We start from the raw sequence: 22,125 nt of genomic DNA on the forward strand, positions 1-22,125 counted from the left end.
AGAATTTTTTACATCAGATGATGCCGGCGCTCCAGTCGTCGGGGTTGCCGAAGCGGTGCGCGGTGATCGTCACCGACTGCTCGTGCACGAAGGGCAGAAGCTCGATGCGTCCGGCCGTCGTGACCTCGCCGTCGTACACCGCGATGTCCGGGTCGCCCGCGACTGCCGTCGCGAGCGCCGCGTGCAACTCGGCGACCGCGTCGCGTCCGCCGACCAGCCGCACCCGGCCCGGCATCGGCGTCTGCTCGATCACGGCCTCGACGCCTTCCTCCTCCGCAGCATCCGCTCCGCGCATGCGATCGATCCACTCGGCATCCGTCTCGACCGAGATCGGCAGATCGAGGATGCCGAGGAAGCGGCGCACCGCGGCCGGCAGGCCGTCGGGGACGGACAGCAGGAACGGCGCGCCGGCGCGGATGCCGGCGATCACGACCCGCAGCACGTCGGCGAGCCCGGCATCCGCCGTCGCACGCACCGCGACGGGCACCGGGCGGTAGCGGAACAGGTTGCGCTCCACGACCAGCTGGGAGACGTCGCGGACCTGGCCGAACTCGCGGTCCCACGCGACGGCGTCGGACAACGCAGCCTGGCGCAGGCGCTCGAACTGCTCGAACTCCAGAGAGGGCTGTGCGGCCTCGATCACCGCCGAGATGCGGCTGTCCAGGCCGCGCAGGTGCAGGGTCTTCGAGGTCTTGCCGCGGGACTGCGCCCGCCAGGTGCCGAGCCCGATCAGGTAGTTCGGGCCGCCGGCCTTCGCACCGGCGCCGACAGAGGAGCGCTTCCAGCCGCCGAACGGCTGCCGCTGCACGATCGCACCGGTGATGCCGCGGTTCACGTAGAGGTTCCCGGCCTGCACCCTGTCGAGCCAGACGGCGAGGTCATCGGGATCCTGCGTGTGCAGGCCGGCGGTCAGGCCGTAAGCCACCTGGTTCTGCAGGGTGATCGCCTGCGACAGCGTGTGCGCGTGCATGATGCCCAGCACGGGCCCGAAGAACTCCTCCAGGTGGGTGCGGGAGCCGGGTCGCACACCCGTGCGGATGCCGGGTGTCCAGAGCCTCCCCGTCTCGTCGCCCGGTACGCGCTTCGGCTCGATCAGCCACTTCTCATCGCCCTCGAGCGTGGTGAGCGCCCACTCGAGCTTGCCCTGCGGCTTCTCTATCATCGGGCCCATCTCGGCCTCAGGGTCGGACGGCCAGGCGACGTGCAGCGACCGCACGGCGTCGACCAGCTGCCGGGCGAACCGCTTGGAGTGCCCGACCGGCCCTACCAGGATCGCCAGCGAGGCTGCCGAGCACTTCTGGCCCGCGTGGCTGAACGCGCTCTTGACCAGGTCGGCGACTGCCAGGTCGAGGTCGGCCGTCGGAGTGATGATGATCGCGTTCTTGCCGCTGGTCTCGGCGAGCAGCGGCAGGTCCGGTCGCCAGGAGCGGAACAGCGCAGCGGTGTCCCACGACCCGGTCAGGATCACCCGGTCGACGTCAGGATGCGTGATGAGCTGCTTGCCCAGCCCGCTCTCCGAGATGTCCACCAGCGTCAGCACGTCGCGCGGCACGCCGGCCTGCCACAGGCACTCGGCGATGACCGCGGCGCAGCGACGCGCCTGACGGGCGGGCTTGAAGACGACGCCCGAGCCTGCGGCGAGCGCGGCCAGCACGCCTCCGGCTGGGATGGCCAGCGGGAAGTTCCACGGCGGGGTGACGACGGTCACGCGCGCCGGGGTGAATGCGGCACCCGCGATCGCGTCGAGTTCCTTGGCCGTGGACGCGTAGTAACGGGCGAAGTCGACGGCCTCGCTGACCTCGATGTCCCCCTCCGAGAACACCTTGCCGGTCTCGATCGCCGCGACCTCGATCAGATCCGCCCGCCGTGCCTCGAGGGCGGCAGCTGCGCGCAGCAGGATCTCCGCGCGCTCCGCCGCCGAGCGGGAACCCCACGACGCCGCGGCATCCCGCACCCGTCCGACGGCGCGTGCGAGCACGTCGGCGTCGTCGATGCGCGCTGCGGCGAGCGTCGACAGCCCCAACTGCGACAGGCCTGCGGCGGTGATGCGCTCGAACACGCCGCGCGCCCACTCCCGGTTCGCCGGAAGCGACGGATCGCTGTCGGCGGTGTTCGTGAACCCGGGAGCACCCTCGCCCGGTGCCGCGATCCCGCGACTGCGGCGCAGGCCGTCCGCCGATCCGGTGGTCTGCGCCCTGGTCGCCTCACGCCGCGCGTACACGGCGGTCTGCAGGTAGTCGTCGTCCTCGGCATCCGTCTCGGCGCCTGCGGCGATGCCGAGCACGACGCCGGTCAGATCGGCGTCGGCGACGGGAGCTGCGGATGCCGGGCGCACGGACTCGTGCGCGGGAGCCGACCTGTCCTGCGTGCGACGAGGGCCGATGCGCAGCGAGTGATCGCGGGAACGCGTGACGGAGTCGAGGAACCGCATCTTCTCGCGCTCGAACAGTCGCGGTTCGGTGCCGAGCTCGAGCGCGGCGGAGAGGAAGTTCGACGACGAGGCGTTCTCCTCGAGGCGGCGCACCAGGTAGCTGATCGCGACGTCGAACTCGGCGGGCGCGACGACGGGCACGTACAGCAGCACGTTGCCGACCTCGCGGGAGACGGCCTTCACCTGCCCCTGCGCCATGCCGAGCAGCATCTCGAACTCGATGTCGGGGCGCACTCCGCGCTCCCCCGCCAGTAGCCAGGCGTAGGCGATGTCGAAGAGGTTGTGCCCGGCGACACCGATCCGCACTGCTTCGGTGTTCCGCGGCCACAGCGCCTCGTCGAGGCAGCGCAGGTAGTTCGCGTCGGTGTCGAGCTTCGTGTCGTAGGGAGCGGGCGTCCAGCCGTGCATGACGGCGTCGACGTGCTCCATGGCGAGGTTCGCGCCCTTGACGAGTCGCACCTTGATGCGCGCACCGCCGCGCGCGACGCGTTCGCGGGCCCACGCGGTCAGCTCGCGCAGCGCGGGCAGGGCGTCGGGCAGGTAGGCCTGCAGCACGATCCCGGCTTCCAGGTCGCGCAGCCGCGGGTCCTCGAGGATGCGGGTGAACACCGCGATCGTGAGGTCGAGGTCGCGGCACTCCTCCATGTCGAGGTTGATGAAGGTGTTCGTCATCGCCGCGGTCACGTACAGAGGCAGCAGGCGCTTCGCGGTCTCCTCGACGACCTGGTCGAACGCCCACATCGAGATGCGGCTGGTCACTGCGGAGACCTTCACCGAGACGTAGTCGACGTCGGGACGCCGGATCAGCTCGTGGATGCCGTCGAGCCGGCGCTTCGCCTCTGCCTCGCCGAGCACGGCCTCGCCGAGCAGATTGAGGTTCAGCCGTGAGCCGTCCTCGCGGAGCTTCTCGATCGCGGGACCCAGCTTCTCGGGCCTGGCGTCGACGATGAGGTGCCCGACCATCTCGCGCAGCACCCGGCGGGCGATCGGCACGGTCGGCATCGGCAGCACGGGGGCGACGGCTCCGCCGACGCGCACGGCGCCGCGCAGGTACCAGGGCAGGAAGTCCGGCGCGAGCGGCGCGACCCGATGCAGGGTGGATGCCGCGGCGCCGAGGCTTTCCGGGCGCATCACGCCGTCGACGAAGCCGAGCGTGAACGGCAGCCCGTTGCGGTCCTGCAGCACCCCGGCGAGGCGGGCCGCAGCAGGGTCGATCTGCTCCGCGGCCTCCTCCGCCACCCAGCGGCGGGCGAGTTCGACGGCGGAGTCGGCGAGGCCGGCCCCTGCGGACGAAGACGGCTCTGGCATGCATCCAGCCTATGACGTGCACTCGCTCCGATCAGGGACCTCATGCCTCACCTCCTACCTGCTCCCTCTGTTTCCGGTCTCAACGGTTGCGGGTGTTTCGACCGCAGCATCCGCAACCGTCGAGACCGGAGCGGCAGGAGGTGGGCCACGGGAACCTTATGCTTATGCCGAAGGAGGGGCGCCCGTGGGGGAGAACGACGAGGCGGACGCCGGCGCGACGAGTGCGGCGGACGCCGGCGCGACGAAGCGCGCGGAGTCCGAGGCGCGCCTGACCTCCTGGGTGAGGAAGACGACCGACAAGGTGCCGACCGGGTGGCTCATCACCGGCGCCGGTGCCATCCTGCTCGGTGCGACCGCTGCCTTCGGCGGACTCCAGACGGTTCCTGAAGCCGGGCCCGTCGAGCTAGCGCCGGGCGAGCACTTCATCGGCGCCGACATCGACATGTCGGTGGTCGCGGTCGAGCTGTCGGACACCCGGCAGACCGCCGGGGTGGTCCCCGACGAGGGCCAGCGCGTGCTCGTCGTGATCATCGACGCGACGAACCTGTTCGATCGGGCTCGGCCGGTCTTCGGCGGCAACGACACCGCCGCCGCCGTGGACAGCATCCGGGTGGAGGGCCTCGACGAGACACCCAAGATCAGCCGTGTCGACGACGGTGATGGTGCGACCTGGCTGCAACCCGATGTGCCCGCGCGCCTCATGGTGTCGTGGGCGGTAGAACCGGGAGACTTCGCCGATGGGGATGAGGTGACGGTCACGCTCCCCGACGGTGAGCATACTGTCGGCAGCTTCGTGACGAGCGAGGAGTACTGGAGCGACGTCCATGTCGGCGCCCGTGTGCTCACTTCGATCGAGGAGGTGCCTGCATCGTGAAGCGCGTACTCCCCTGGCTGCTCACCGGCGCGTTCCTCGCCGGCGCTTGGCTGCTGAACTTCGTGACGCTACCCGAGAATTCGATCGAGGCGAGCTTCGTGACCGCGGGCGAAGTGGGCGATCCGGTGGCCGGCCGCAATCTGGTCGTCACCGTCACCGACGTGCGCGCTGCCGATCGGATCTCCGACGACGAGGGCTGGTCGGCGGAGGGCACCTGGGTCGTCGTCGATCTGGATGCGGCATCCGTCCTCGACCAGTACGGCCGCAGCCTCAGCAGCGCCGAACTGACCGCCGGGGGCCGCACTTACCGGGCGACGGAGCGCGGGACGACCTTCTTCCAGAGCCAGCTCGTTCCGGGCGTTCCGCGGTCAGGAAGCCTGGCCTTCGAGCTCGCTCCGGATGCGCGCACCGGCGATGCCGTGCTGCGGCTGGCTCCGCAGGGCGACACCCGCACCGATTCCGTGCTCGAGATCGCGATCGACCTCGATGACATCGCTGTGCAGCACGAGACGACGCTGCAGCCGAACGGATGGGCGGACTGATGGCCGGATGGTGGCGCACCAATCGCCTCGCCCTGCCTGCGGCGATCGTGCTGATCCCCCTCACGTTCGGCGCGCTGACCTGGAACGAGTGGAACGAGGCGTACGGTCCGTCCTCGCATCCCGTGCGGATCGTTGACGACGGCGAGACAGTGCACGCTGCCGGCGCGACGTGGGGGCCGGCCCGCGGGGGCGAGCTGAAGGATGTCACCGGCCTCGACGTCCCGAGAGGCGCGATCGTGCTCGCCGCGGGCGTCCCCGTCGCACCGGACGATGAGGGCGTCGGATGCGACTGGCCGGTGCTCATCGAACAGGGCACCGGCCGGCAATGGGAACCCATGCGGACGGAGATCGGCCTGGACTTCGATCCGACGGAACCGGAGTCGTGCAGCACAAGTGACGTCGAACCGTACGAGCTGATCCTGCCGTACGTGATTCCCGAGGATGCGACCGGACCGTTCTGGGTCGAGATCGCAGCGGGCGACGGCTATGCGACGGTCATGCGGTTCCCGATCGAGAGGTAGCCTCACCGGCTTCCTGCTCGTCGTCCAGCTCCGCACCTGCCACGGCCATTGCCTCTGCCGCGGGCGTGATGTCCTCAGGGAGTACGCCCGCCGCCGCGGCCGCCGCCTCGGCATCGCCCTGGGCGCTGCCGAGTGCCGACGGCTGAGCTCGGCGCAGCATCCCGAGCGTCGTGTCGTAGGCGCCGGCAGCGAGTGCGACGCGGAGCGGCTCGATGATCAGGACGGGGATCAGGAGGATGGCCGTGTCGAACACCATCCAGAAGCTCAGCAGATCGTGCGGGCCGACGAGCCTCGTCACCCAGAATCGCAGGTACGACTGCAGCGCGAGAACCGCGACGTACATCAGGGCGTACGACGAGATGATCACCGGCCCGGCTCGCCACATGAGCAGGAGCGCACGGCCGATCGGCTTGAACCGCGAGCTCAGCTCATCGCCGAGATCCTGCAGACGCCGCATCACCGGGTTGGGAACACGGGCGGCCTGTCGACGAAGACGGGTGAGGAGCCGGTGCTCGACCTGCAGCTTCTCAGCGACGATCGCCTGCCCGTAGATCACACCGGCGATGGTCAGCCAGACCAGGGGCGCGAGCAGGATCGGTCCGGCCTGCGCGAGCAGCCAGCCGATCGCATCCGACACCCACACCAAGGCGAGCACATGCTCCCCCAGCCAGGCGCGCGCATCTCCGAGCCAGACCATCGCCGCACGGTGGTCGATCCAGCTGTTCACACCGTCCACGAGGTCGCTGACCACCAACGCGGAGAAGAAGACCCACACGACCTCGAAGTACACGGCGAGCACCGCGAGTGACCGCGGGAGCTTCGCCGACCAGCGCGACCAGGCCCAGCGCGCGGAGAAGGCGATCACGATGATCACCCCCGTCCAGATTGTGAGGCCGACATTGGTCGCATTGTCGGTCTCAGCCAGTTCCACGCCCGTCTTGCGCAGGATGTCGCGCACCTCGAGCGCCCTGGCCGTATACGCCGCGACGTCATCGCGCAGCATCCCCTGCCCGAGATACACGGCGAAGAACGGCAGGATGCTGGCCAGCAAGGCTGTGAGGAGAGTGTTTCGCCGTGCGGCGGCGGACTCGGGGAGGGGCGCGATCGCCTGCAGCGAGCGCAGACCGTCGCGCAGCACGAGGAACATCGCGACGAAGGCGATCAGCCGCGCAAGGATGCCGATCGGCAGGATGAGCAGTCCGATCGTCGCGGACCGGGCACCGATCCAACCCGAGAGCTCGACGATGCCGTACTGCACCAGAACACCCGCCAGGTACCAGGCCAGCAGGGCAGGCCAATGCCGCCAGAGCACGCGCCCGGTGGAGGAGAGGATGGCCAGCACGAGAACACGTTAGCGCGCCGGCCATCCCCGCCGGGCGATCAGGCGGCGAACGGGATCGCGCCGAACAGCACGCCGACCGCCAGCATGACCAGCGAGACGATGACCGCGCGCCACAGCACCTTCTTGTGGTGGTCGCCGAGGTTGACGCTCGCCAGGGACACCAGCAGCAGGATCGCGGGCACCAGCGGCGACTGCAGGTGCACCGGCTGGCCGGTGATCGAGGCGCGGGCCATCTCGACCGGGTCGATGCCGAAGTGCGCCGCACTCTGCGAGAGCACCGGCAGGATGCCGTAGTAGAACGCGTCGTTCGACATGAAGAACGTGAACGGGATCGACAGCACGCCGGTGATCACAGCCAGGTACGGACCCATCGATGCGGGGATGACAGTGGTGATCCACGAGGCCATGGCGTCGACCATCCCGGTGCCGTTCAGCACGCCCACCAGCACGCCGGCGGCGAGCACCATCGAGACCACGCCGACGATCGACGGCGCGTGCTGCACGATCTCGTCCGCCTGACTCTTCAGCTTCGGGAAGTTGATCACCAGCGCCAGGCCCACTCCGACCATGAACACGTAGGCGAGCGGGAAGATGTCCATCACCAGCAGCACCATCACCGCGATGGTGAGTGCGAGGTTGAACCAGATCAGCTTGGGCCGCAGCGTCGGGCGGTTGGGGTCGAGCATCGTGTCGGCCATAGCGGTGTCGGTGGCATCGACGAGTTCCGCCGTCGCGATGCCGCCATGACCGCCGGCGATCGTGACGATGTTGCCGGTGTGCAGCTCGGCACGGGCGCCGGGCTTCGGGTCGGCCTTGCGCAGGATCCGCTGCACCCCGCCGGTCACGGCGCCCGGCTCGCCCGAGATGCGCGAGGTGTCCACGCTGCCTGCCAGACGACGGCGCTCGGACAGCCCGAGGAACCAGGCGAAGACGAGGGCGATGACGATGCCGGCGATCATCGAGGGGACCATCGGCACGAACACGTCCGTGGCGTCCAGCTTCAGGGCGGTGGCCGCACGCACGGTCGGACCGCCCCAGGGCACGATGTTCATCGTTCCGTTCATGAGGCCGGCGACGCAGGTGAGCACGACCGGGCTCATACCCAGACGCAGGTAAAGGGGCAGCATCGCCGAAGTCGTGATGATGAAGGTCGTCGACCCGTCGCCGTCGAGCGAGACGGCCGCCGCGAGGATGGCCGTGCCCAGCACGATCTTGGCGGGGTCGTCGCCCAGCAGTCTGGTGATGAGCCGGATGAGCGGGTCGAACAGCCCGACGTCGATCATCAGGCCGAAGAACATGATCGCGAACATCAGCAGCGCCGCGGTGGAAGCCATGCTCCCGATCGCGTCGAGCACCATGTCACCGAGGCCGAGCCCCGCGCCGGCGAACAGGCCGAAGACCGTGGGCACCAGGATGAGGGCCACCATCGGGGTGAGGCGCCTGGTCATGATCAGCGTCATGAAGACGAGCACCATGGCGAAGCCGAGGACGACGAGCACGCCGTCCGGCGGGGTGAACGCGGTGTCGTAGACCGGTGCCTCGTCCGCGGCGGCCAGCAGGCCGGACATCGTGAGCATGTCGACTCCCTTGTCGTGTGTGTCGGGGTGCACCGCGTGGTGCATCTGAGCGAGAGTACGAACCGCTGATCCGCCGCGCGCGCTAGAGCGCATTGAATCGCGTTCTGCGCATTAAACTCAGGTGTTCGACAGGAGGTGCGCCGATGCGCTTCGCGACCCGGATGCTGGTCACTCAGCTCATCACCGTGGTCGCCGTCGTCGCCGTCTGCTCACTGGTGTTCGGCTGGATCTCCGTGCAGCAGCTGCGCACGTCGGCGGAGCAGTCCGCTCTGAATATCGCCCGCACCCTCGCCGAGGACCACGACGTGCAGCGCCGGGTGGCGTACTACTCCGCCGACCCCGGCACCCCGAGCGCCGCGGATCTGCGCGACGACGAACTGCAGCGCATCGCACAGGACGTCTCGGCACGCACGGGAGCTCTCTTCGTCGTGATCACCGACGATCACGGCATCCGACTCGCGCACCCGCGGCCCGAGCAGCTGGGCGAGCGCGTCAGCACGGGCTATCAGCAGGCCCTCGCCGGGAACGAAGTGGTCGCCTGGGAGACGGGAACGCTCGGCGAGTCCGCGCGCGCGAAGGTCCCGGTCTTCCCGGTCGGCGGCGGTGAGCCGATCGGAGAGGTCAGCGTCGGCTTCGAGCGGGCGAGCGTGTTCAGCAATCTGCCTCTGCTGGTCGGCGGCATCGCGGTCGCCGCCGCCGCCGCGCTGCTTCTGGCGGCGATCGCGGCGGCACTGGTGCGCCGCCGGTTCAGGCGTCTGACCCTGGACCTTCAGCCGGAGGAGCTCGTCGCCCTGGTGCAGAACCAGGCCGCAGTCCTCGACGGCGTGGGCGACGGAGTCGTCGCGGCCGACCCGGAGGGCACGGTCCGCGTGTGCAACCGCGCGGCGGAGCGGATGCTGGGCTCCGACGCCGTCGGCCGCCCGCTCGCGGATCTGGGGCTCGATGCCGAGCTGCTCGATGCGGCACGAGATCGCGACGGCATCGAGACGGTGATCGGCGGACGTGTCGCCTACCTGGACGTGCATCCGGTCGTTCGCAACGGCCGCGACCTCGGCGAGGTGATCGTACTGCGCGACCGCACCGATGTGGAGGCGCTGGCCGCACGACTCGCCTCCGTCCAGGCGATGACGGAGGCGCTGCGCGTGCAGCGGCACGAGTTCGCGAATCGGATGCATGTGGCCGCAGGCCTGCTCGATGCGCAGCGCGCACCAGACGCGAGGGCGTTTCTCGGCGAGCTGCTCTCCCGCGGAGCCGTCGACCCGGCGGTCCCCGGCATCGAGCGCGTGCCCGATGCGTTCCTGCAGTCGGTCCTCGGCGCCAAAGCTGATGCCGCGCGCGAGCGCGGCGTGCAGGTGCGCGTGTCCGAGGACACACTCGTGCCCGGTGCCGTACTGGCCGTCGAGGATGTCGCCGCGGTGTTGGGGAATCTCGTGGACAACGCGGTGCGGGCGGCTCGTTCCGCGGCAGAGCCATGGGTCGAGGTCGGACTGTTCGCTGACGGCGCGGAGCTCGTCATGACCGTCTCCGACTCCGGCACCGGGATCGATGAGGGCGTCGATCCCTTCACCCGCGGCGAGCGCACCGGGCTCGGTCCGGATGCCGTACACGGGCGCGGGTTCGGGCTCGCGCTGTCCCGCGACCTGGCCAGGCGCCGCGGCGGCGACGTCTGGATCATCGATCGCGGCGGCCAGGACGGCGGCGCGGTGTTCGGCGCCCGCATCCCCGGTGCGCTGGCTCCGTCCGGCATCCAGGGCACGTCCGACGACCTCGACCGAACCGACGCCGGTGATCCCGCCATCCGCGATCAGGAGGAAGAATGACCGATCCGCTTCGCGTCCTGATCGTCGACGACGACTTCCGCGTCGCCGGCCTGCACCGCGACATCGTCGACGCACGCCCCGGCTTCCAGACCGTCGGCACGGCGCCGACTCTCGCCGCCGCGGTGCGCGGAGTGCAGGAGCACTCCCCCGACCTGCTGCTCGTCGACGCCTACCTGCCGGACGGCGACGGCGTGCAGTTCATCGCCTCCCAGCGGATCGACGCGATCCTCATCTCGGCCGCGACCGACGGCAGCACCGTGCGCCGGGCGCTGCGCGCGGGAGCGCTGTCGGTGCTGACCAAGCCCTTCGAGGCACGCGTGCTCGAGGCCCGGCTGGATGCATATGCGCGGTTCCGCAACCTGCTCCCCGAGGACCGCTCCACGAACCAGGAGCAGATCGACCGCGCCCTCGCGATCCTGCACGGTGGCGGCGACTCCGCCTCGGTCGGGCGCTCGGCCACCGAGACGCTGATCCTCTCCCATCTCGGCGGCGACGAGGCATCCGCGGCCGAGGTCGCCGAACGCGCCGGCGTCTCACGGGCCACCGCGCAGCGGCATCTCGCCGGGCTCGCGACCCGTGGGCTGATCGACGTGCGTCTGCGCTACGGCTCGACCGGCCGCCCTGAGCACCGGTACATCCGCCCCGGGTCCTGAGCCGCCTGGCGGCTCCCTTCCCCCGCCCATCCCGGTCGCAGTTCGCCCCGGAATGGCCCTCACCCCGGCATCCAGGTCGACTGAGGCCCACGCGACCTCCCCACTTTCGCATGAGACCCACGTCCTGGACGTGGGTCTCATGCGGCAGTCGGGGTCTCGCGTCACAGCGCCCGGATGATGTCCTCCACCCGCTCCTTGGCGTCGCCGAACAGCATCTGCGCGTTGTCGCGGAAGAACAGCGGATTCTGCACACCCGCGTAGCCGGCGGCCATCGAGCGCTTGAACACGATCACGTTCTCGGCCTCCCAGACCCGCAACACGGGCATGCCGGCGATCGGGCTGCCCGGATCCTCCGCGGCGGCGGGGTTCACGGTGTCGTTCGCACCGATCACGAGCACCACCGACGTCTTCGCGAAGTCGTCGTTGATCTCCTCCATGCTCAGCACGATGTCGTAGGGCACCTTCGCCTCGGCGAGCAGCACGTTCATGTGCCCCGGCAGACGGCCGGCGACGGGGTGGATGCCGAACCGCACGTCCACGCCGCGCTCGCGAAGCTTGGCGACCAGGTCGGCCACCGGGTACTGCGCCTTCGCGACGGCCATGCCGTAGCCGGGTGTGATGATCACGCTCTGCGCGTCGGCCAGCATGCCGGCCGCCGCGTCGGCGGTGACCTCGCGATGCTCGCCGTACTCCTCGTCACCCGAGCTGGATGCCACGATGCCGAAGCCTCCGGCGATCACCGACAGGAACGACCGGTTCATCGCCTTGCACATGATGTACGACAGATAGGCACCGGAGGAGCCGACGAGAGCGCCGGTGACGATCAGCAGGTCGTTGTTCAGCAGGAAGCCCGCCGCGGCCGCCGCCCAGCCGGAGTAGCTGTTCAGCATCGACACGACCACCGGCATGTCGCCGCCGCCGATCGAGGCCACCAGGTGCCATCCGAGCGCGAACGACAGCAGCGTGACGGCGATCAGCAGCCAGAGCTGCTGGTCTGCGACGAACCACACGGTCAGCGCGACGAAGGCCACCAGGGCGCCGATGTTCAGCGCGTTCTTGCCCGGCAGCATGAGGGGCTTCGACGACATCTTCGCGGACAGCTTCAGGTAGGCGACGATCGACCCGGTGAAGGTCACGCCGCCGATGAAGATGCCGATGAACACCTCGGCGTTGTGGATGCCGACCAGCTCGGGTGCGATCGCCTCGTGCGCGAGGTAGCCGTTCCAGCCGACGAGCACCGCGGCGAGGCCGACGAAGCTGTGCAGCAGGGCGATGAGCTCCGGCATTCCGGTCATCTGCACGACGCGGGCGCGCCACAGGCCGATGGCGCCGCCGACGATCACGGCGACCACGAGCAGGATCAGCCCGAGGGTGGATCCCGATCCGCCCCAGGCGTCGGCGATGGTCAGCGCGAGCGTCGAGAGCAGGGCGATCGCCATGCCGGCGATGCCGTAGATCACGCCCGCGCGGGCCGACTCGTGGCGGCTGAGCCCCGCGAGGCTCAGGATGAACAGCAGCGCAGCGACGATGTAGGCCGCGCCGGCGAGGGCGTCGACGGTCACTTGTCGGCTCCCTTGGTGAACATGGCGAGCATTCGGCGGGTCACCGCGAAGCCTCCGAAGATGTTGATGCTGGCGAGCAGGATCGCGATCGCGGCGAGCACCTGCACGACCGGGTTCGCGCTCGTCACCTGCAGCATCGCGCCGACGACGATCACGCCCGAGATGGCGTTGGTCACCGACATCAGCGGCGTGTGCAGGGCGTGGTGCACCTTGCCGATCACGTAGAACCCGATCACGACGGAGAGCATCAGCACGGTGAAGTGCTGCGGCAGCGGGGGCGGCGCGAACAGGTTCACGACGAAGAGCGCGACGATGCCGGCGCCGATCAGCAGAGCCTTGCGTCCGACGCTCATCTTCTTGTCAGGAGCGGCCGCGGGCGCGGCGTCCTGAGCCGGCGCAGGCTTGGCAGGCGCCGCAGCGACCTGCACCGCCGGCGGCGGCCAGGTGACCTCCCCGTCGCGGACGACAGTGACCGAGCGCTGCACGACATCGTCGAAGTCGAGTGTCAGTGCGCCGTCCTTGCCCGGCGTGAGCAGGGCGACGAGGTTGGCCACGTTCGTGCCGTACAGCTGGGACGCCTGCGCCGCCAACCGCGAGGCAAGATCGGTGTAGCCGAGGATGATCACGCCGTTCGCTGTGACGATCCGCTCCCCTGCGACCGACCCCTCGACGTTGCCGCCCTGGGCGGCTGCCATGTCGACGATCACGCTGCCGGGCTTCATCAGTGCGACATCAGAGGCGGTGATCAGGCGGGGCGCTGCGCGCCCCGGGATGAGCGCGGTGGTGATGATGATGTCGACGTCCGCCGCCTGCTCCGTGTAGATCTCCGCGGCGCGGCGATCGTAGTCGGCGCTGGTCGCCTTCGCGTACCCGTCTGTGGATGCCGCGACCTCGACGTCGACGGGCAGATAGGTGCCGCCGATCGACGTGACCTGGTCGGCGACTTCCGGCCGGGGGTCGGTCGCGCGCACGATCGCGCCGAGGCTGGATGCCGCGCCGATCGCCGCGAGTCCTGCGACGCCCGCACCGGCGACGAGGACCTTGGCCGGGGGCACCTTGCCCGCGGCAGTGACCTGTCCGGTGAAAAACCGGCCGAACTCGTGGGCGGCCTCGACCACCGCGCGGTAGCCGGCGATGTTCGCCATCGAGCTCAGCACGTCCATCGACTGGGCGCGCGAGATCCGTGGCACCGCGTCGAGCGCGACCGCGGTGATGCCGCGCTGCGCCAGCGCCTCGACGAGGTCGGGTCGCAGCGCCGGTGAGAGCAGCGCGACCACGGTCGCATCGTCGGCGAGCAGCGCGATCTCGTCGGGACCGGGGGCGTTGATGCCGAGCACCACGTCGCTCCCCCAGGCCGGCTCGCGATCGACGATCGTCGCGCCCGCTTCGACGTACGCGTCGTCGGGGTAGGAGGCGGCGGCGCCGGCATCCTTCTCGACGACGACGCGATAGCCGAGCGCCTGCAGCGTGCGCACCGTGGCGGGCGTCGCGGCGACGCGCGCCTCACCGCCGGTTTCACGCACGACACCGAGCCGTGTTCCTCGCGCTGGTGTCACGTGGTCGTGAACCACGTTGTCATCTTGAACCACAGTGTTCCTTCCGTCACCCCCGGCTGCACGCAGCACGCAGCATCGGGGAACCGCCGCCAATAGCGGTGTCGGGGGTGTGCTCAGGTTACTGACGCGTTTGATCGTCAGCGCGCATTCCGCCACGTATGACGGGGAAAGAACGAGGAAACTTACGCAATCTGCAATCTGTCAACGCCAGATGCTGGGTGCCGCGGCCTTCGTCGGCGGTAGCGCGGAAGCGCCCGCCCAGTCGTGGATCCATTCGTCGACGCCCGGCACGCCCTCCGGATGCCCGACCGCGGCGAACAGCTCGTCGTGCGACACCGTGCCGCCGCTGCGGCGCAGCATCCGGGCCCGGACGATGACGCGCGCGTAGACCTCGCCGTCGACGACGGCCCTGTGCTCGAGGAAGATGGCCTTGTCGTCGTGACCGATCAGGCGAGACTCGACGTCGAAGCGCTGCCAGAGCTCGAGCGATTTGCGGAAGGTGACGGTCTCGCTGGAGACCACCGCGTACCAGCCGCGGCGCTTCATCTCGTCGAACAGGCCGGTGCGGATCAGGAGATCCCAGCGACCCAGATCGAACAGCGACAGGTACCGGCCGTTGTTCATGTGCCGCAGGATGTCGATGTCCGTGGGGAGCGTGGTGAGCCGGACGCGGCCCACCTCGGCAGGCTCGAGGACCGCACCGCGGCGCACCCGGCGCCGGGCCTGCAGGATGACGAGGAGGGTGCGCCAGATCACGTTCACGAGGTTCGACAGTAGCTATCGGCAACGGTTGCCGCAAAGCGGTTGTAGGAGGGGCACATTCGGACCCTGTGTGTCCTGGTCGATTTCACCTCTACGGCGACCGCGCGTAGAGTCGCGGCATGAGCGCCGAAGCCCAGCCCGAGACCATCGTCCGACCGGTCCGCGATGCGGACGCGGAAGCACTCGGCCGCGTCCACGCACAGACCTGGCACGAGACCTACGATCACCTCATCAGCAAGGCCGCCCTGGAGAAGGTGTCGCCCAAGCGCCTCGCCGAACTCTGGGTCAACTGGGCCCGTCAGGGCGACGACTTCCGGATGAGCGCCGCGCTCGTCGACGGAGAGATCGTCGGCTTCGTCGGCTCCGGCCCGGCCCGCGACAAGGACGCCCCGCGCAACCGCGAGCTCTACTTCATCTACCTGCTCGACAAGTGGCACGGCACCGGCCTCGGTCAGCGCCTGTTCGACGCCGCCGTCGACGAGGGCGAGGAGGTCTACCTCTGGGTCGCCGACGACAACCCCCGCGCGCACCGTTTCTACGTGCGCAACGGGTTCGCACTCGACGGCGCGAGCCACACCGAGCCCTTCCTCGGCGAGACGCTCACCGAGGTGCGCTTCGTGCGCTGATCCGCGGTCTTCACGAAGAAGCCCCCTCCGGCCGGAGGGGGCTTCTTCGTGTTCGGGAGGTCGGTCTGCGTGCCCAACTTCGGGTCTCAGGCGCGACGCGCCGGGCCACACAGCGGATGCCGCGGGGTGTCACCCGCGGCATCCGAAATTGAGCACACCAACGACCCACCGGGCCGCCACGAGCACGTCAGCGCCCGGAGACTGTGCCGAACAGCCGCGCGATCGGCGCGAGCACCAGCGGGCGGGCGGCGATCCAGCCGCCGGCCATGACCACCAGAGCCAGCACGAAGAACCAGAATCCGGCCCACGAGGTCGTGCTGTCGCTCGACGCGAACATGTGGTTGAGGTTGGCCTGGAACCCGGTGAGGAACACCAGCGCGACGTGCACGACGATGAACGCGACGAAGTACAGCATGATCGGGAAGTGCAGCTTGCGCGCCCATTCGATCTTGTACGCCTTCGAGAGGCCCTCGGCGTTCTTCGGCCAGAGCCCCGACATCCGGAATCCGGTGATCGCGGCCAGCGGTGCGGCGATGAACACGGTGGTGAAGTACGCCAGCACCTGCAGGCTGTTGTAGTTCACCCAGCCGTTCTCCGTCGGCCAGTCGAAGGAGACGTACTGCAGCAGCGCCGACAGCGCGTTGGGGAAGACCTCCCAGCTCGTCGGCACGATCCGCATCCAGTGCCCGCTGACGAACAGCAGCACGACGAAGACCACGCCGTTGATCATCCACAGGAGATCGAGCGACTGATGGAACCAGATCGTCAGACTGGTCTTGCCCTTCGGATTGTTGCGCGGTGCCCAGAACGCCTCGGGGCGCTTCTCGGTGCGCACCCGCAGACCGGAGCGGATGATCAGCAGCATCAGGAACATGTTGAAGAAGTGCTGCCACCCCACCCAGCCGGGGATGCCGGGCGCCGCCTCGGTGTGGTACTCCCCCGGGAACGCTGCGAGGAAGTCCTGCATGAAGGGCAGGCTGAGGAACGCGCGCACCAGGAAGATGCCGGCGATCGCCACGAGACCGAGTCCGGCTGCGCCGAAGAGTCCGGCGATGGCCTGGGTCCAGGTCGGGCGGCGGGACGCGGCGGGCTCTGCGACACGGCGCGGAGCCGTGCCCGCCCAGACGGTGCGCGTGAACGGCAGCGGCGTGGAGACGTCGGGGCCGGCGGGCACCAGCGTGGCGACCGGGGTGTCGTCGACGACCTCCACCTCGACGGCGGGCGCCACGGCCGCCGGGACGGCCACGAGAGTGCCGGCCGGGGGCCACGGATCGCCGCCCGCAGTACGCGGCAGGCCGCGGCGCAGCACGGAACCGTCGGTGGCGGCTGCTGCGGTGACAGCGGGTGCGGCGGTTGCGGGGGCAGCGGGCGCTTCGACCCGCTGCACACTCTCGGCGGCCGAGCTGGCCGCCGCTGCTGCGGGAGCGGCCGCAGCAGGTGCTGCTGCGGCCGCGGCAGGAGGCCAGGCCTCGCCGCCGGCGACGCGCGGCAGGCCGCGGCGCAGCGCGACTCCGCTCGGAGCCGCCGATGCCTCGACGGCAGAGACGGACACTTCGGGGGCAGACACGCCGGTTGCAGGCCCGGATGCCGCAATCGGTGCGACATCTGGCGTGTCGGCCACCGATCCGTGACCGGCCGCCGACGGCGCAGCGACCGCGGGGGCAGCGACCTCGACCGAGACAGCGGCGGGCCAGGGCTCGCCGCCCTTCACCCGCGGCAGTCCGCGGCGCAGCATCCTCTCCGCCATCGTGACTACTTCTTCCGCGCTTCGAGCGCCTCGATCAGCTGCGGGACGACCGTGAACACGTCACCCACGATGCCGAAGTCGGCGATGTCGAAGATGGGCGCGTCACCGTCCTTGTTGATCGCGACGATGGTCTTCGCGGTCTGCATGCCGGCGCGGTGCTGGATCGCACCGGAGATGCCGAGGGCCACGTAGAGCTGGGGCGACACCGAGACGCCGGTCTGGCCGACCTGGTGCGCGTAGGGGATGTAGCCCGCGTCGACCGCGGCGCGGGAGGCGCCGATCGCGGCGCCGAGCGCGTCGGCGAGCTGCTCGACGAGCACGAACTGCTCCTTCGAGCCCAGGCCTCGTCCGCCCGAGACGACCTTGGCCGCACCGCGCAGATCGGGGCGGGACGAGGTCTGCTCGACGGCGTCGACGGGGCCCGCCGTCGCGGCGACGGCCCCGGATGCGGTGACGGAGAGCGCCTCTGGAGCCGCCGAAGCAGCCTCGGCGCGGGCATCGATCGCGCCGAGACGCACCGTGATCACCGGTGCGCCGAACGTCGGAGCGGACTGGGTGAGGAACGATCCGCCGAATACGGAGTGGTGTGCCACGACGCCCTCGTCGTCTCGGGAGACGCCGACGGCGTCGACCGAGAGGGCGAGCTTCTCGCGCACCGCGAGGCGCCCGGCGACGTCGCGCCCTGCGATCGAGTTCGAGATCAGCACGGCGTCGGGGTGCACCTGCGCGTAGGCGGCCTGCAGCGCGTCGACGACCGGGACGGTCAGCGCGCCGGCGTCGCCCTCGGCGGTGAGCACTGCCTGCGCGCCCATGGTCGCGGCGGCCTCAGCGGCAGCCGGGGTTCCGCCGACGACCAGCACGACCGGCGCACCGACCTGTGCGGCGGCGCCGATGAGCCCGGCGGTGCTGCCGGCCAGTTCGCCGGACGGCTCGAGGTCGGCGAGGACGAGGATCGGGTTCTCGGGGTAAGCCATGATCACACCAGCCTGTTCTGCACAAGGAACTCCGCCAGCTGCGTGCCGGCGTCCCCCTCATCGACGATCTTCACGCCCGCCGCCCGCGGCGGCTTCTCGGCCACCGTGGTCATGATCGCGCGGGGTGCCGCGGCCGGGTCGGCGGAGACGCCGAGATCGGCGAGCGAGAGCACCTCGAGGGGCTTCTTCTTCGCGGCCATGATGCCCTTGAAGTTGGGGAACCGGGCATCCGGCAGCGCCTCGGTGATCGAGATGACCGCCGGAAGCGAAGCCGTGACCTGCTGGTTCCCGGCATCCGCCGCGCGCGTGCCGGAGACCTGGCCCTCGCCGATCTCGACCGCGTTGAGCGCGGTGGCCTGCGCGTAACCGAGGTGCTCGGCGAGCATCGCGGGGATGACGCCGCCCGAACCGTCTGTGGACAGGTTGCCGGTGATCACCAGGTCGGGCTCACCGCGCCGGACGGCTGCGGCGAGCGCCTCGGCGGTCAGCGTGAGGTCGGCGCCCCGCAGCTCCTCGTCGACGACGTGCACAGCGGATGCCGCGCCGATCGCGAGCGCGCGGCGCACGGAGGCCGTGGCCGACTCGGGCGACATCGACAGCGCGACCACCTCGGTGCCGGCGTTCTTGTCTGCGTACGCGAGGGCGACCTCGAGCGCACGCTCGGTGATCTCGTCGAGCACCATGTCGCCGCCTCGATCGGCCAGTCCCGTCTCCAGGTCCAGCTTGCGGTCACCGTAGGTGTCGGGCACTTCCTTCACCAGGACGTAGATCTTCATCGAACCTCCTATGCCTGACTTGATCCTAGCGGGGCAATTCCATGGGATTGAATCCCACCACCCGTGAAATTGAGTGTCACCCTCGAGTACACAGTACCGTAGGACCATGGCGCACCGCCCCCTGCCGATCGATCCCCTCGCCGAGGCGAGGAGACAGTGGCTTGCGCACGGCTGGACCGAAGCCGCCGACGGCATGGCCGTCGTGACCTCCGTGATGCGTGCGCAGCAGCTGCTGCTGGCACGGGTGGATGCCACACTCAAGCCGTTCCGCCTCACCTTCGCCCGCTACGAGGTGCTGCGCCTGCTTGCCTTCACCCGCACCGGATCGATGCCGTTGTCGAGCATCGTGGCGCGTCTGCAGGTGCATCCGACCAGCCTGTCCAGCACCGCCGAGCGCCTGGTGCGCGACGGGCTGGCTCTGCGAGAGCCGCATCCGCACGACGGTCGCGCCGCGCTGCTCTCCCTGACGGATGCCGGGCGCGACCTCGTGGCCCGCGCGACGGATGCACTGAACGGCGAGGTCTTCTCACGCCCGGGCCTGACCTCCGAGGACGCCTCGGACCTGGTCTCGATCGTCGCCCGCCTGCGCAAGAACGCCGGCGACTTCGCCGACCCCCGCCCGGTGCCCGACCCGCTCTGATGGCGTCGTTCGTGCTGGAGCGGGTGGTGCCGGCGGCCCCGGAAGAGGTCTTCGACATCTCGCTCGACGTCGGGCTGCATGTCGACTCGCAGAGGTCCCACGGCGAGCGCGTCGCCGGCGGCCCGACCTCGGGAATGCTCACCGAGGGCGACCGCATCACCTGGAGCGCCCGGCACTTCGGCGTGCGGTTCCGGATGACCTCGCTCGTCTACGACGTCGATCGGCCGCACCGGTTCCGCGACCGGCAGGTGCGCGGCCCGTTCGCGCAGTTCCAGCACACGCACGAGTTCTCCCCGGCGGCGGGAGGGACGCTGATGCGCGACGAGCTCGTGTTCCGCTCGCCGTTCTGGATCGTCGGTCGGCTCGTCGACGCCCTGGTCATGCGCCGCCACCTGATCCGCGTGATCACCGAGCGCAACGACGGCATCAGCGCACACTTCTCCGGCCCCGACGCCTGACACGTCCTCCGCCCGTGAGAAACGCCTCCCGGGATGGGAAACGGCGCAGGAGCACGTTTCTCATCCCGGGAGACCTTCCTCACGGATCGGTGCGCGCCTAGTGTGGCGGGATGAGCGAGTTGAGACTGCACACCACACTTCAGCCGATGGGACCGGCCGGCGCGATCGTGCTCGACGAGGAACAGGTCGCGACGCTCAGCAGCGCCAAGGCGTTCCCCGTCACCGTCACCATCGCCGGCCGCACGGCGCGGCTGCGCCTGGCCCGCATGGGCGGGCAGAACCTCATCGGGTTCAGCAAGGCTGTGCGCCAGGAGATGGCCGTCGAGCTCGGCGACGAGTTCGACGTGATCATCGCCCCCGACACGGCCGAGCGCACAGTCGAACTCCCCCAGGAGCTCGCCGACGCCCTGGCATCCGACCCCGCCATCCGCGCCGAGTTCGAGAACCTGTCGTTCTCTCGCCGGAAGGAGATGGCAAGGTCGATCGCCGAGGCGAAGCAGGAGGACACTCGTGAGCGACGTCTGCAGAAGGCGCTCGACGAGTTGCGCGCGCAGCCCTGATCAGTCCCCGTCGTAGACGTAGTGCTCGAAGCGCGGCGGGATCTGCGCGCGCTGCCAGGCCAGCTCCTCGTCTCGGCGCTCGCGGTCGCCGGGGAACGCCTTCGCCGTGTGCCGCGGCACCTGCCTGGCGTGCGCGGCCATGTGCGCGACGCCCGCGGCCTGCCCGCACACGCGGGCGGCCGCCACGGCCGCGGCATCCGTCGCCTCGCGCGCTGCGGCATGGCACGCGAACGCCCAGTTGCGCACGTCGTCGATGTCCATGTCGCCGCGCAGGAACGCGTACGCGGCATCCAGCGCCGCGCGCGGACGCGCGTCCTCCGGATGCTCGGCGAGGAACATCGGCAGCATCCGCTCGGCACATGCCAGGGTCCACGCCACCAGCTCTCGCCGGTCCTGCTCTGAGAGCTTCAGATCCGCGTCATCCGGTGCGGTCTCGGTGCGCTCGCTCATCGGTGCACGAAGTCCGGCTCGCGCTTCTCGCGGAAGGCGGCCATGCCCTCCTTCTGATCCGCGGTGTCGAACAGCGCGGCGAACTGCGCCCGCTCGATCTCGAGCCCCTCGGCGAGCGGCGTCTCCATCGCGGCATCCAGCGTCGCCTTCGCGGCGTACACCGACGGAAGGGACTTCGACGCGATCGTGGTCGCGAGCTTCGTCGCCTCGTCGAGCAGGCCGGATGCCGGCACGACGCGCGAGACCAGGCCGATGCGCTCGGCCTCATCGGCCTTCACGAGCCGGCCTGAGAGCACGAGCTCGGCGGCCTTGTAGTAGCCGACCGCGCGGATCAGGCGCTGCGTGCCGCCCATGCCCGGGATGACGCCGAGGTTGATCTCGGGCTGCCCGAACACGGCGTTGTCGCCGGCGAGGATGATGTCGCACATCATCGCCAGCTCGCAGCCGCCGCCCAGTGCGTAGCCGGAGACCGCGGCGATGACGGGGGTGCGCACCGCGGCGAAGTCGCGCCAGACGCCGAAGTGATCCGTGCCGACCATGTCGGCGGAGGTCATGCCTTCCATCTCCTTGATGTCGGCGCCCGCAGCGAAGGCCTTCTCTGATCCGGTGACGACGATCGCGCCGATCCCGGCGTCCGCGTCGAAGGCGACAGCGGCCGCCGTGACCTCCTCGGCCACCCGGCTGTTCAGTGCGTTCAGCGCCTGCGGCCTGTTGAGGGTGATCCAGCCCACCCGTCCTCGCTGGTCCACGAGGATCGTCTCGTACTCGGTCATGGATGCTCCCTCCACCGCTTCATCGCGGTCACTCCAGTATCCCAGGTGCTCGGGATGGCATCGCGCGCCTGTGGAGCATCGGGCCACAGTGGGACCGATGACCACGCCTCGTGCGCACGGTGCGCCGCCGCGCGATCCGGCTCAGCGACCGCTGACCGCGCTGTCGGCGCTCG

The 22,125-nt window shown here is 70.0% G+C and carries 20 protein-coding genes; 9 read left to right on the forward strand and 11 right to left on the reverse strand.

Going from position 1 to position 22,125, the window contains the following annotated elements; all coding sequences use genetic code 11:
* Nucleotides 1-13: 13 nt before the first annotated feature.
* Complete coding sequence (locus GON06_RS15210) at nucleotides 14-3,739, reverse strand: bifunctional proline dehydrogenase/L-glutamate gamma-semialdehyde dehydrogenase (RefSeq protein ID WP_157313161.1); 3,726 nt, start codon at nucleotides 3,737-3,739, stop codon at nucleotides 14-16.
* A gap of 184 nt (nucleotides 3,740-3,923) precedes the next feature.
* Between GON06_RS15210 and GON06_RS15215 the strand changes: the two genes are divergently transcribed.
* Genes GON06_RS15215 through GON06_RS15225 form a run of 3 tightly spaced genes read left to right on the forward strand, consistent with a single transcriptional unit; the run spans nucleotide 3,924 to nucleotide 5,676 of the window.
* Nucleotides 3,924-4,613 carry a hypothetical protein gene (locus GON06_RS15215; protein ID WP_157313162.1) on the forward strand — a complete coding sequence of 230 codons (690 nt, stop codon included), beginning with the start codon at nucleotides 3,924-3,926 and terminating at the stop codon, nucleotides 4,611-4,613.
* Entirely contained in the window at nucleotides 4,610-5,155 is a 546-nt protein-coding gene (locus GON06_RS15220; RefSeq protein WP_157313163.1) for a hypothetical protein, read from the forward strand. The genes GON06_RS15215 and GON06_RS15220 overlap by 4 nt, the downstream gene beginning before the upstream one ends.
* Nucleotides 5,143-5,676, forward strand: coding sequence for a hypothetical protein (locus GON06_RS15225; RefSeq protein ID WP_157313164.1), 534 nt, complete (start codon nucleotides 5,143-5,145; stop codon nucleotides 5,674-5,676). Before GON06_RS15220 ends, GON06_RS15225 begins: the two co-directional genes overlap by 13 nt.
* Here the strand turns inward: GON06_RS15225 and GON06_RS15230 are convergent.
* Nucleotides 5,651-7,018 (reverse strand): hypothetical protein, encoded by a 1,368-nt coding sequence (locus GON06_RS15230; protein ID WP_157313165.1) that lies wholly within the window; start codon nucleotides 7,016-7,018, stop codon nucleotides 5,651-5,653. The genes GON06_RS15225 and GON06_RS15230 overlap by 26 nt on opposite strands.
* Nucleotides 7,019-7,056: 38 nt before the next feature.
* Complete coding sequence (locus GON06_RS15235; protein ID WP_378735380.1) at nucleotides 7,057-8,586, reverse strand: CitMHS family transporter; 1,530 nt, start codon at nucleotides 8,584-8,586, stop codon at nucleotides 7,057-7,059.
* Nucleotides 8,587-8,738: 152 nt separating this feature from the next.
* On the opposite strand from GON06_RS15235, the gene GON06_RS15240 reads away from it, so the two are divergent.
* Together GON06_RS15240 and GON06_RS15245 are read left to right on the forward strand one after the other, a co-directional pair.
* Nucleotides 8,739-10,415: a sensor histidine kinase gene (locus tag GON06_RS15240; protein ID WP_198346723.1), complete on the forward strand. Its 1,677-nt coding sequence runs from the start codon at nucleotides 8,739-8,741 to the stop codon at nucleotides 10,413-10,415.
* Complete coding sequence (locus tag GON06_RS15245; RefSeq protein ID WP_157313166.1) at nucleotides 10,412-11,068, forward strand: response regulator; 657 nt, start codon at nucleotides 10,412-10,414, stop codon at nucleotides 11,066-11,068. The genes GON06_RS15240 and GON06_RS15245 overlap by 4 nt, the downstream gene beginning before the upstream one ends.
* 161 nt (nucleotides 11,069-11,229) lie before the next feature.
* Here the strand turns inward: GON06_RS15245 and pntB are convergent, their stop codons facing one another.
* The 3 genes from pntB to GON06_RS15260 all read right to left on the reverse strand — a co-directional run bounded on the left by pntB (nucleotide 11,230) and on the right by GON06_RS15260 (nucleotide 14,948).
* Complete coding sequence (pntB, locus tag GON06_RS15250) at nucleotides 11,230-12,630, reverse strand: Re/Si-specific NAD(P)(+) transhydrogenase subunit beta (protein WP_332837612.1); 1,401 nt, start codon at nucleotides 12,628-12,630, stop codon at nucleotides 11,230-11,232.
* Complete coding sequence (locus tag GON06_RS15255; RefSeq protein ID WP_332837613.1) at nucleotides 12,627-14,153, reverse strand: Re/Si-specific NAD(P)(+) transhydrogenase subunit alpha; 1,527 nt, start codon at nucleotides 14,151-14,153, stop codon at nucleotides 12,627-12,629. Before GON06_RS15255 ends, pntB begins: the two co-directional genes overlap by 4 nt.
* A 234-nt stretch (nucleotides 14,154-14,387) precedes the next feature.
* Nucleotides 14,388-14,948, reverse strand: a complete 561-nt coding sequence (locus GON06_RS15260) for an acyl-CoA thioesterase (protein WP_332837615.1) — start codon at nucleotides 14,946-14,948, stop codon at nucleotides 14,388-14,390.
* Between the two features lie 119 nt (nucleotides 14,949-15,067).
* On the opposite strand from GON06_RS15260, the gene GON06_RS15265 reads away from it, so the two are divergent.
* Nucleotides 15,068-15,574 carry a GNAT family N-acetyltransferase gene (locus GON06_RS15265; protein WP_157313167.1) on the forward strand — a complete coding sequence of 169 codons (507 nt, stop codon included), beginning with the start codon at nucleotides 15,068-15,070 and terminating at the stop codon, nucleotides 15,572-15,574.
* A 187-nt stretch (nucleotides 15,575-15,761) separates the two neighbouring features.
* On the opposite strand, the gene GON06_RS15270 is transcribed toward GON06_RS15265, so the two are convergent.
* The 3 genes from GON06_RS15270 to GON06_RS15280 are packed head-to-tail and all read right to left on the reverse strand — an operon-like array spanning nucleotide 15,762 to nucleotide 19,071.
* Nucleotides 15,762-17,321 (reverse strand): cytochrome b/b6 domain-containing protein, encoded by a 1,560-nt coding sequence (locus GON06_RS15270; protein WP_157313168.1) that lies wholly within the window; start codon nucleotides 17,319-17,321, stop codon nucleotides 15,762-15,764.
* Between the two features lie 5 nt (nucleotides 17,322-17,326).
* Nucleotides 17,327-18,295, reverse strand: a complete 969-nt coding sequence (locus GON06_RS15275) for an electron transfer flavoprotein subunit alpha/FixB family protein (protein WP_157313169.1) — start codon at nucleotides 18,293-18,295, stop codon at nucleotides 17,327-17,329.
* Nucleotides 18,296-18,297: 2 nt separating this feature from the next.
* Complete coding sequence (locus GON06_RS15280) at nucleotides 18,298-19,071, reverse strand: electron transfer flavoprotein subunit beta/FixA family protein (RefSeq protein WP_157313170.1); 774 nt, start codon at nucleotides 19,069-19,071, stop codon at nucleotides 18,298-18,300.
* A gap of 106 nt (nucleotides 19,072-19,177) precedes the next feature.
* Between GON06_RS15280 and GON06_RS15285 the strand changes: the two genes are divergently transcribed.
* From GON06_RS15285 to GON06_RS15295, 3 genes are all read left to right on the forward strand, one after another.
* Complete coding sequence (locus GON06_RS15285; RefSeq protein WP_157313171.1) at nucleotides 19,178-19,711, forward strand: MarR family winged helix-turn-helix transcriptional regulator; 534 nt, start codon at nucleotides 19,178-19,180, stop codon at nucleotides 19,709-19,711.
* A complete protein-coding gene (locus GON06_RS15290) occupies nucleotides 19,711-20,169 on the forward strand; it encodes an SRPBCC family protein (protein WP_157313172.1) in 459 nt (152 codons plus the stop codon). Before GON06_RS15285 ends, GON06_RS15290 begins: the two co-directional genes overlap by 1 nt.
* A 110-nt stretch (nucleotides 20,170-20,279) precedes the next feature.
* Nucleotides 20,280-20,729 carry a YdeI/OmpD-associated family protein gene (locus GON06_RS15295; protein WP_157313173.1) on the forward strand — a complete coding sequence of 150 codons (450 nt, stop codon included), beginning with the start codon at nucleotides 20,280-20,282 and terminating at the stop codon, nucleotides 20,727-20,729.
* Here the strand turns inward: GON06_RS15295 and GON06_RS15300 are convergent, their stop codons facing one another.
* Nucleotides 20,730-21,179, reverse strand: coding sequence for a putative immunity protein (locus GON06_RS15300; RefSeq protein WP_157313174.1), 450 nt, complete (start codon nucleotides 21,177-21,179; stop codon nucleotides 20,730-20,732).
* Nucleotides 21,176-21,952: an enoyl-CoA hydratase-related protein gene (locus tag GON06_RS15305; RefSeq protein WP_157313175.1), complete on the reverse strand. Its 777-nt coding sequence runs from the start codon at nucleotides 21,950-21,952 to the stop codon at nucleotides 21,176-21,178. The genes GON06_RS15300 and GON06_RS15305 overlap by 4 nt, the downstream gene beginning before the upstream one ends.
* Between the last annotated feature and the right edge of the window lie 173 nt (nucleotides 21,953-22,125).

The organism is Microbacterium sp. MAH-37, from assembly GCF_009758255.1.
In the GTDB taxonomy this organism is placed as follows: Bacteria; Actinomycetota; Actinomycetes; order Actinomycetales; family Microbacteriaceae; genus Microbacterium.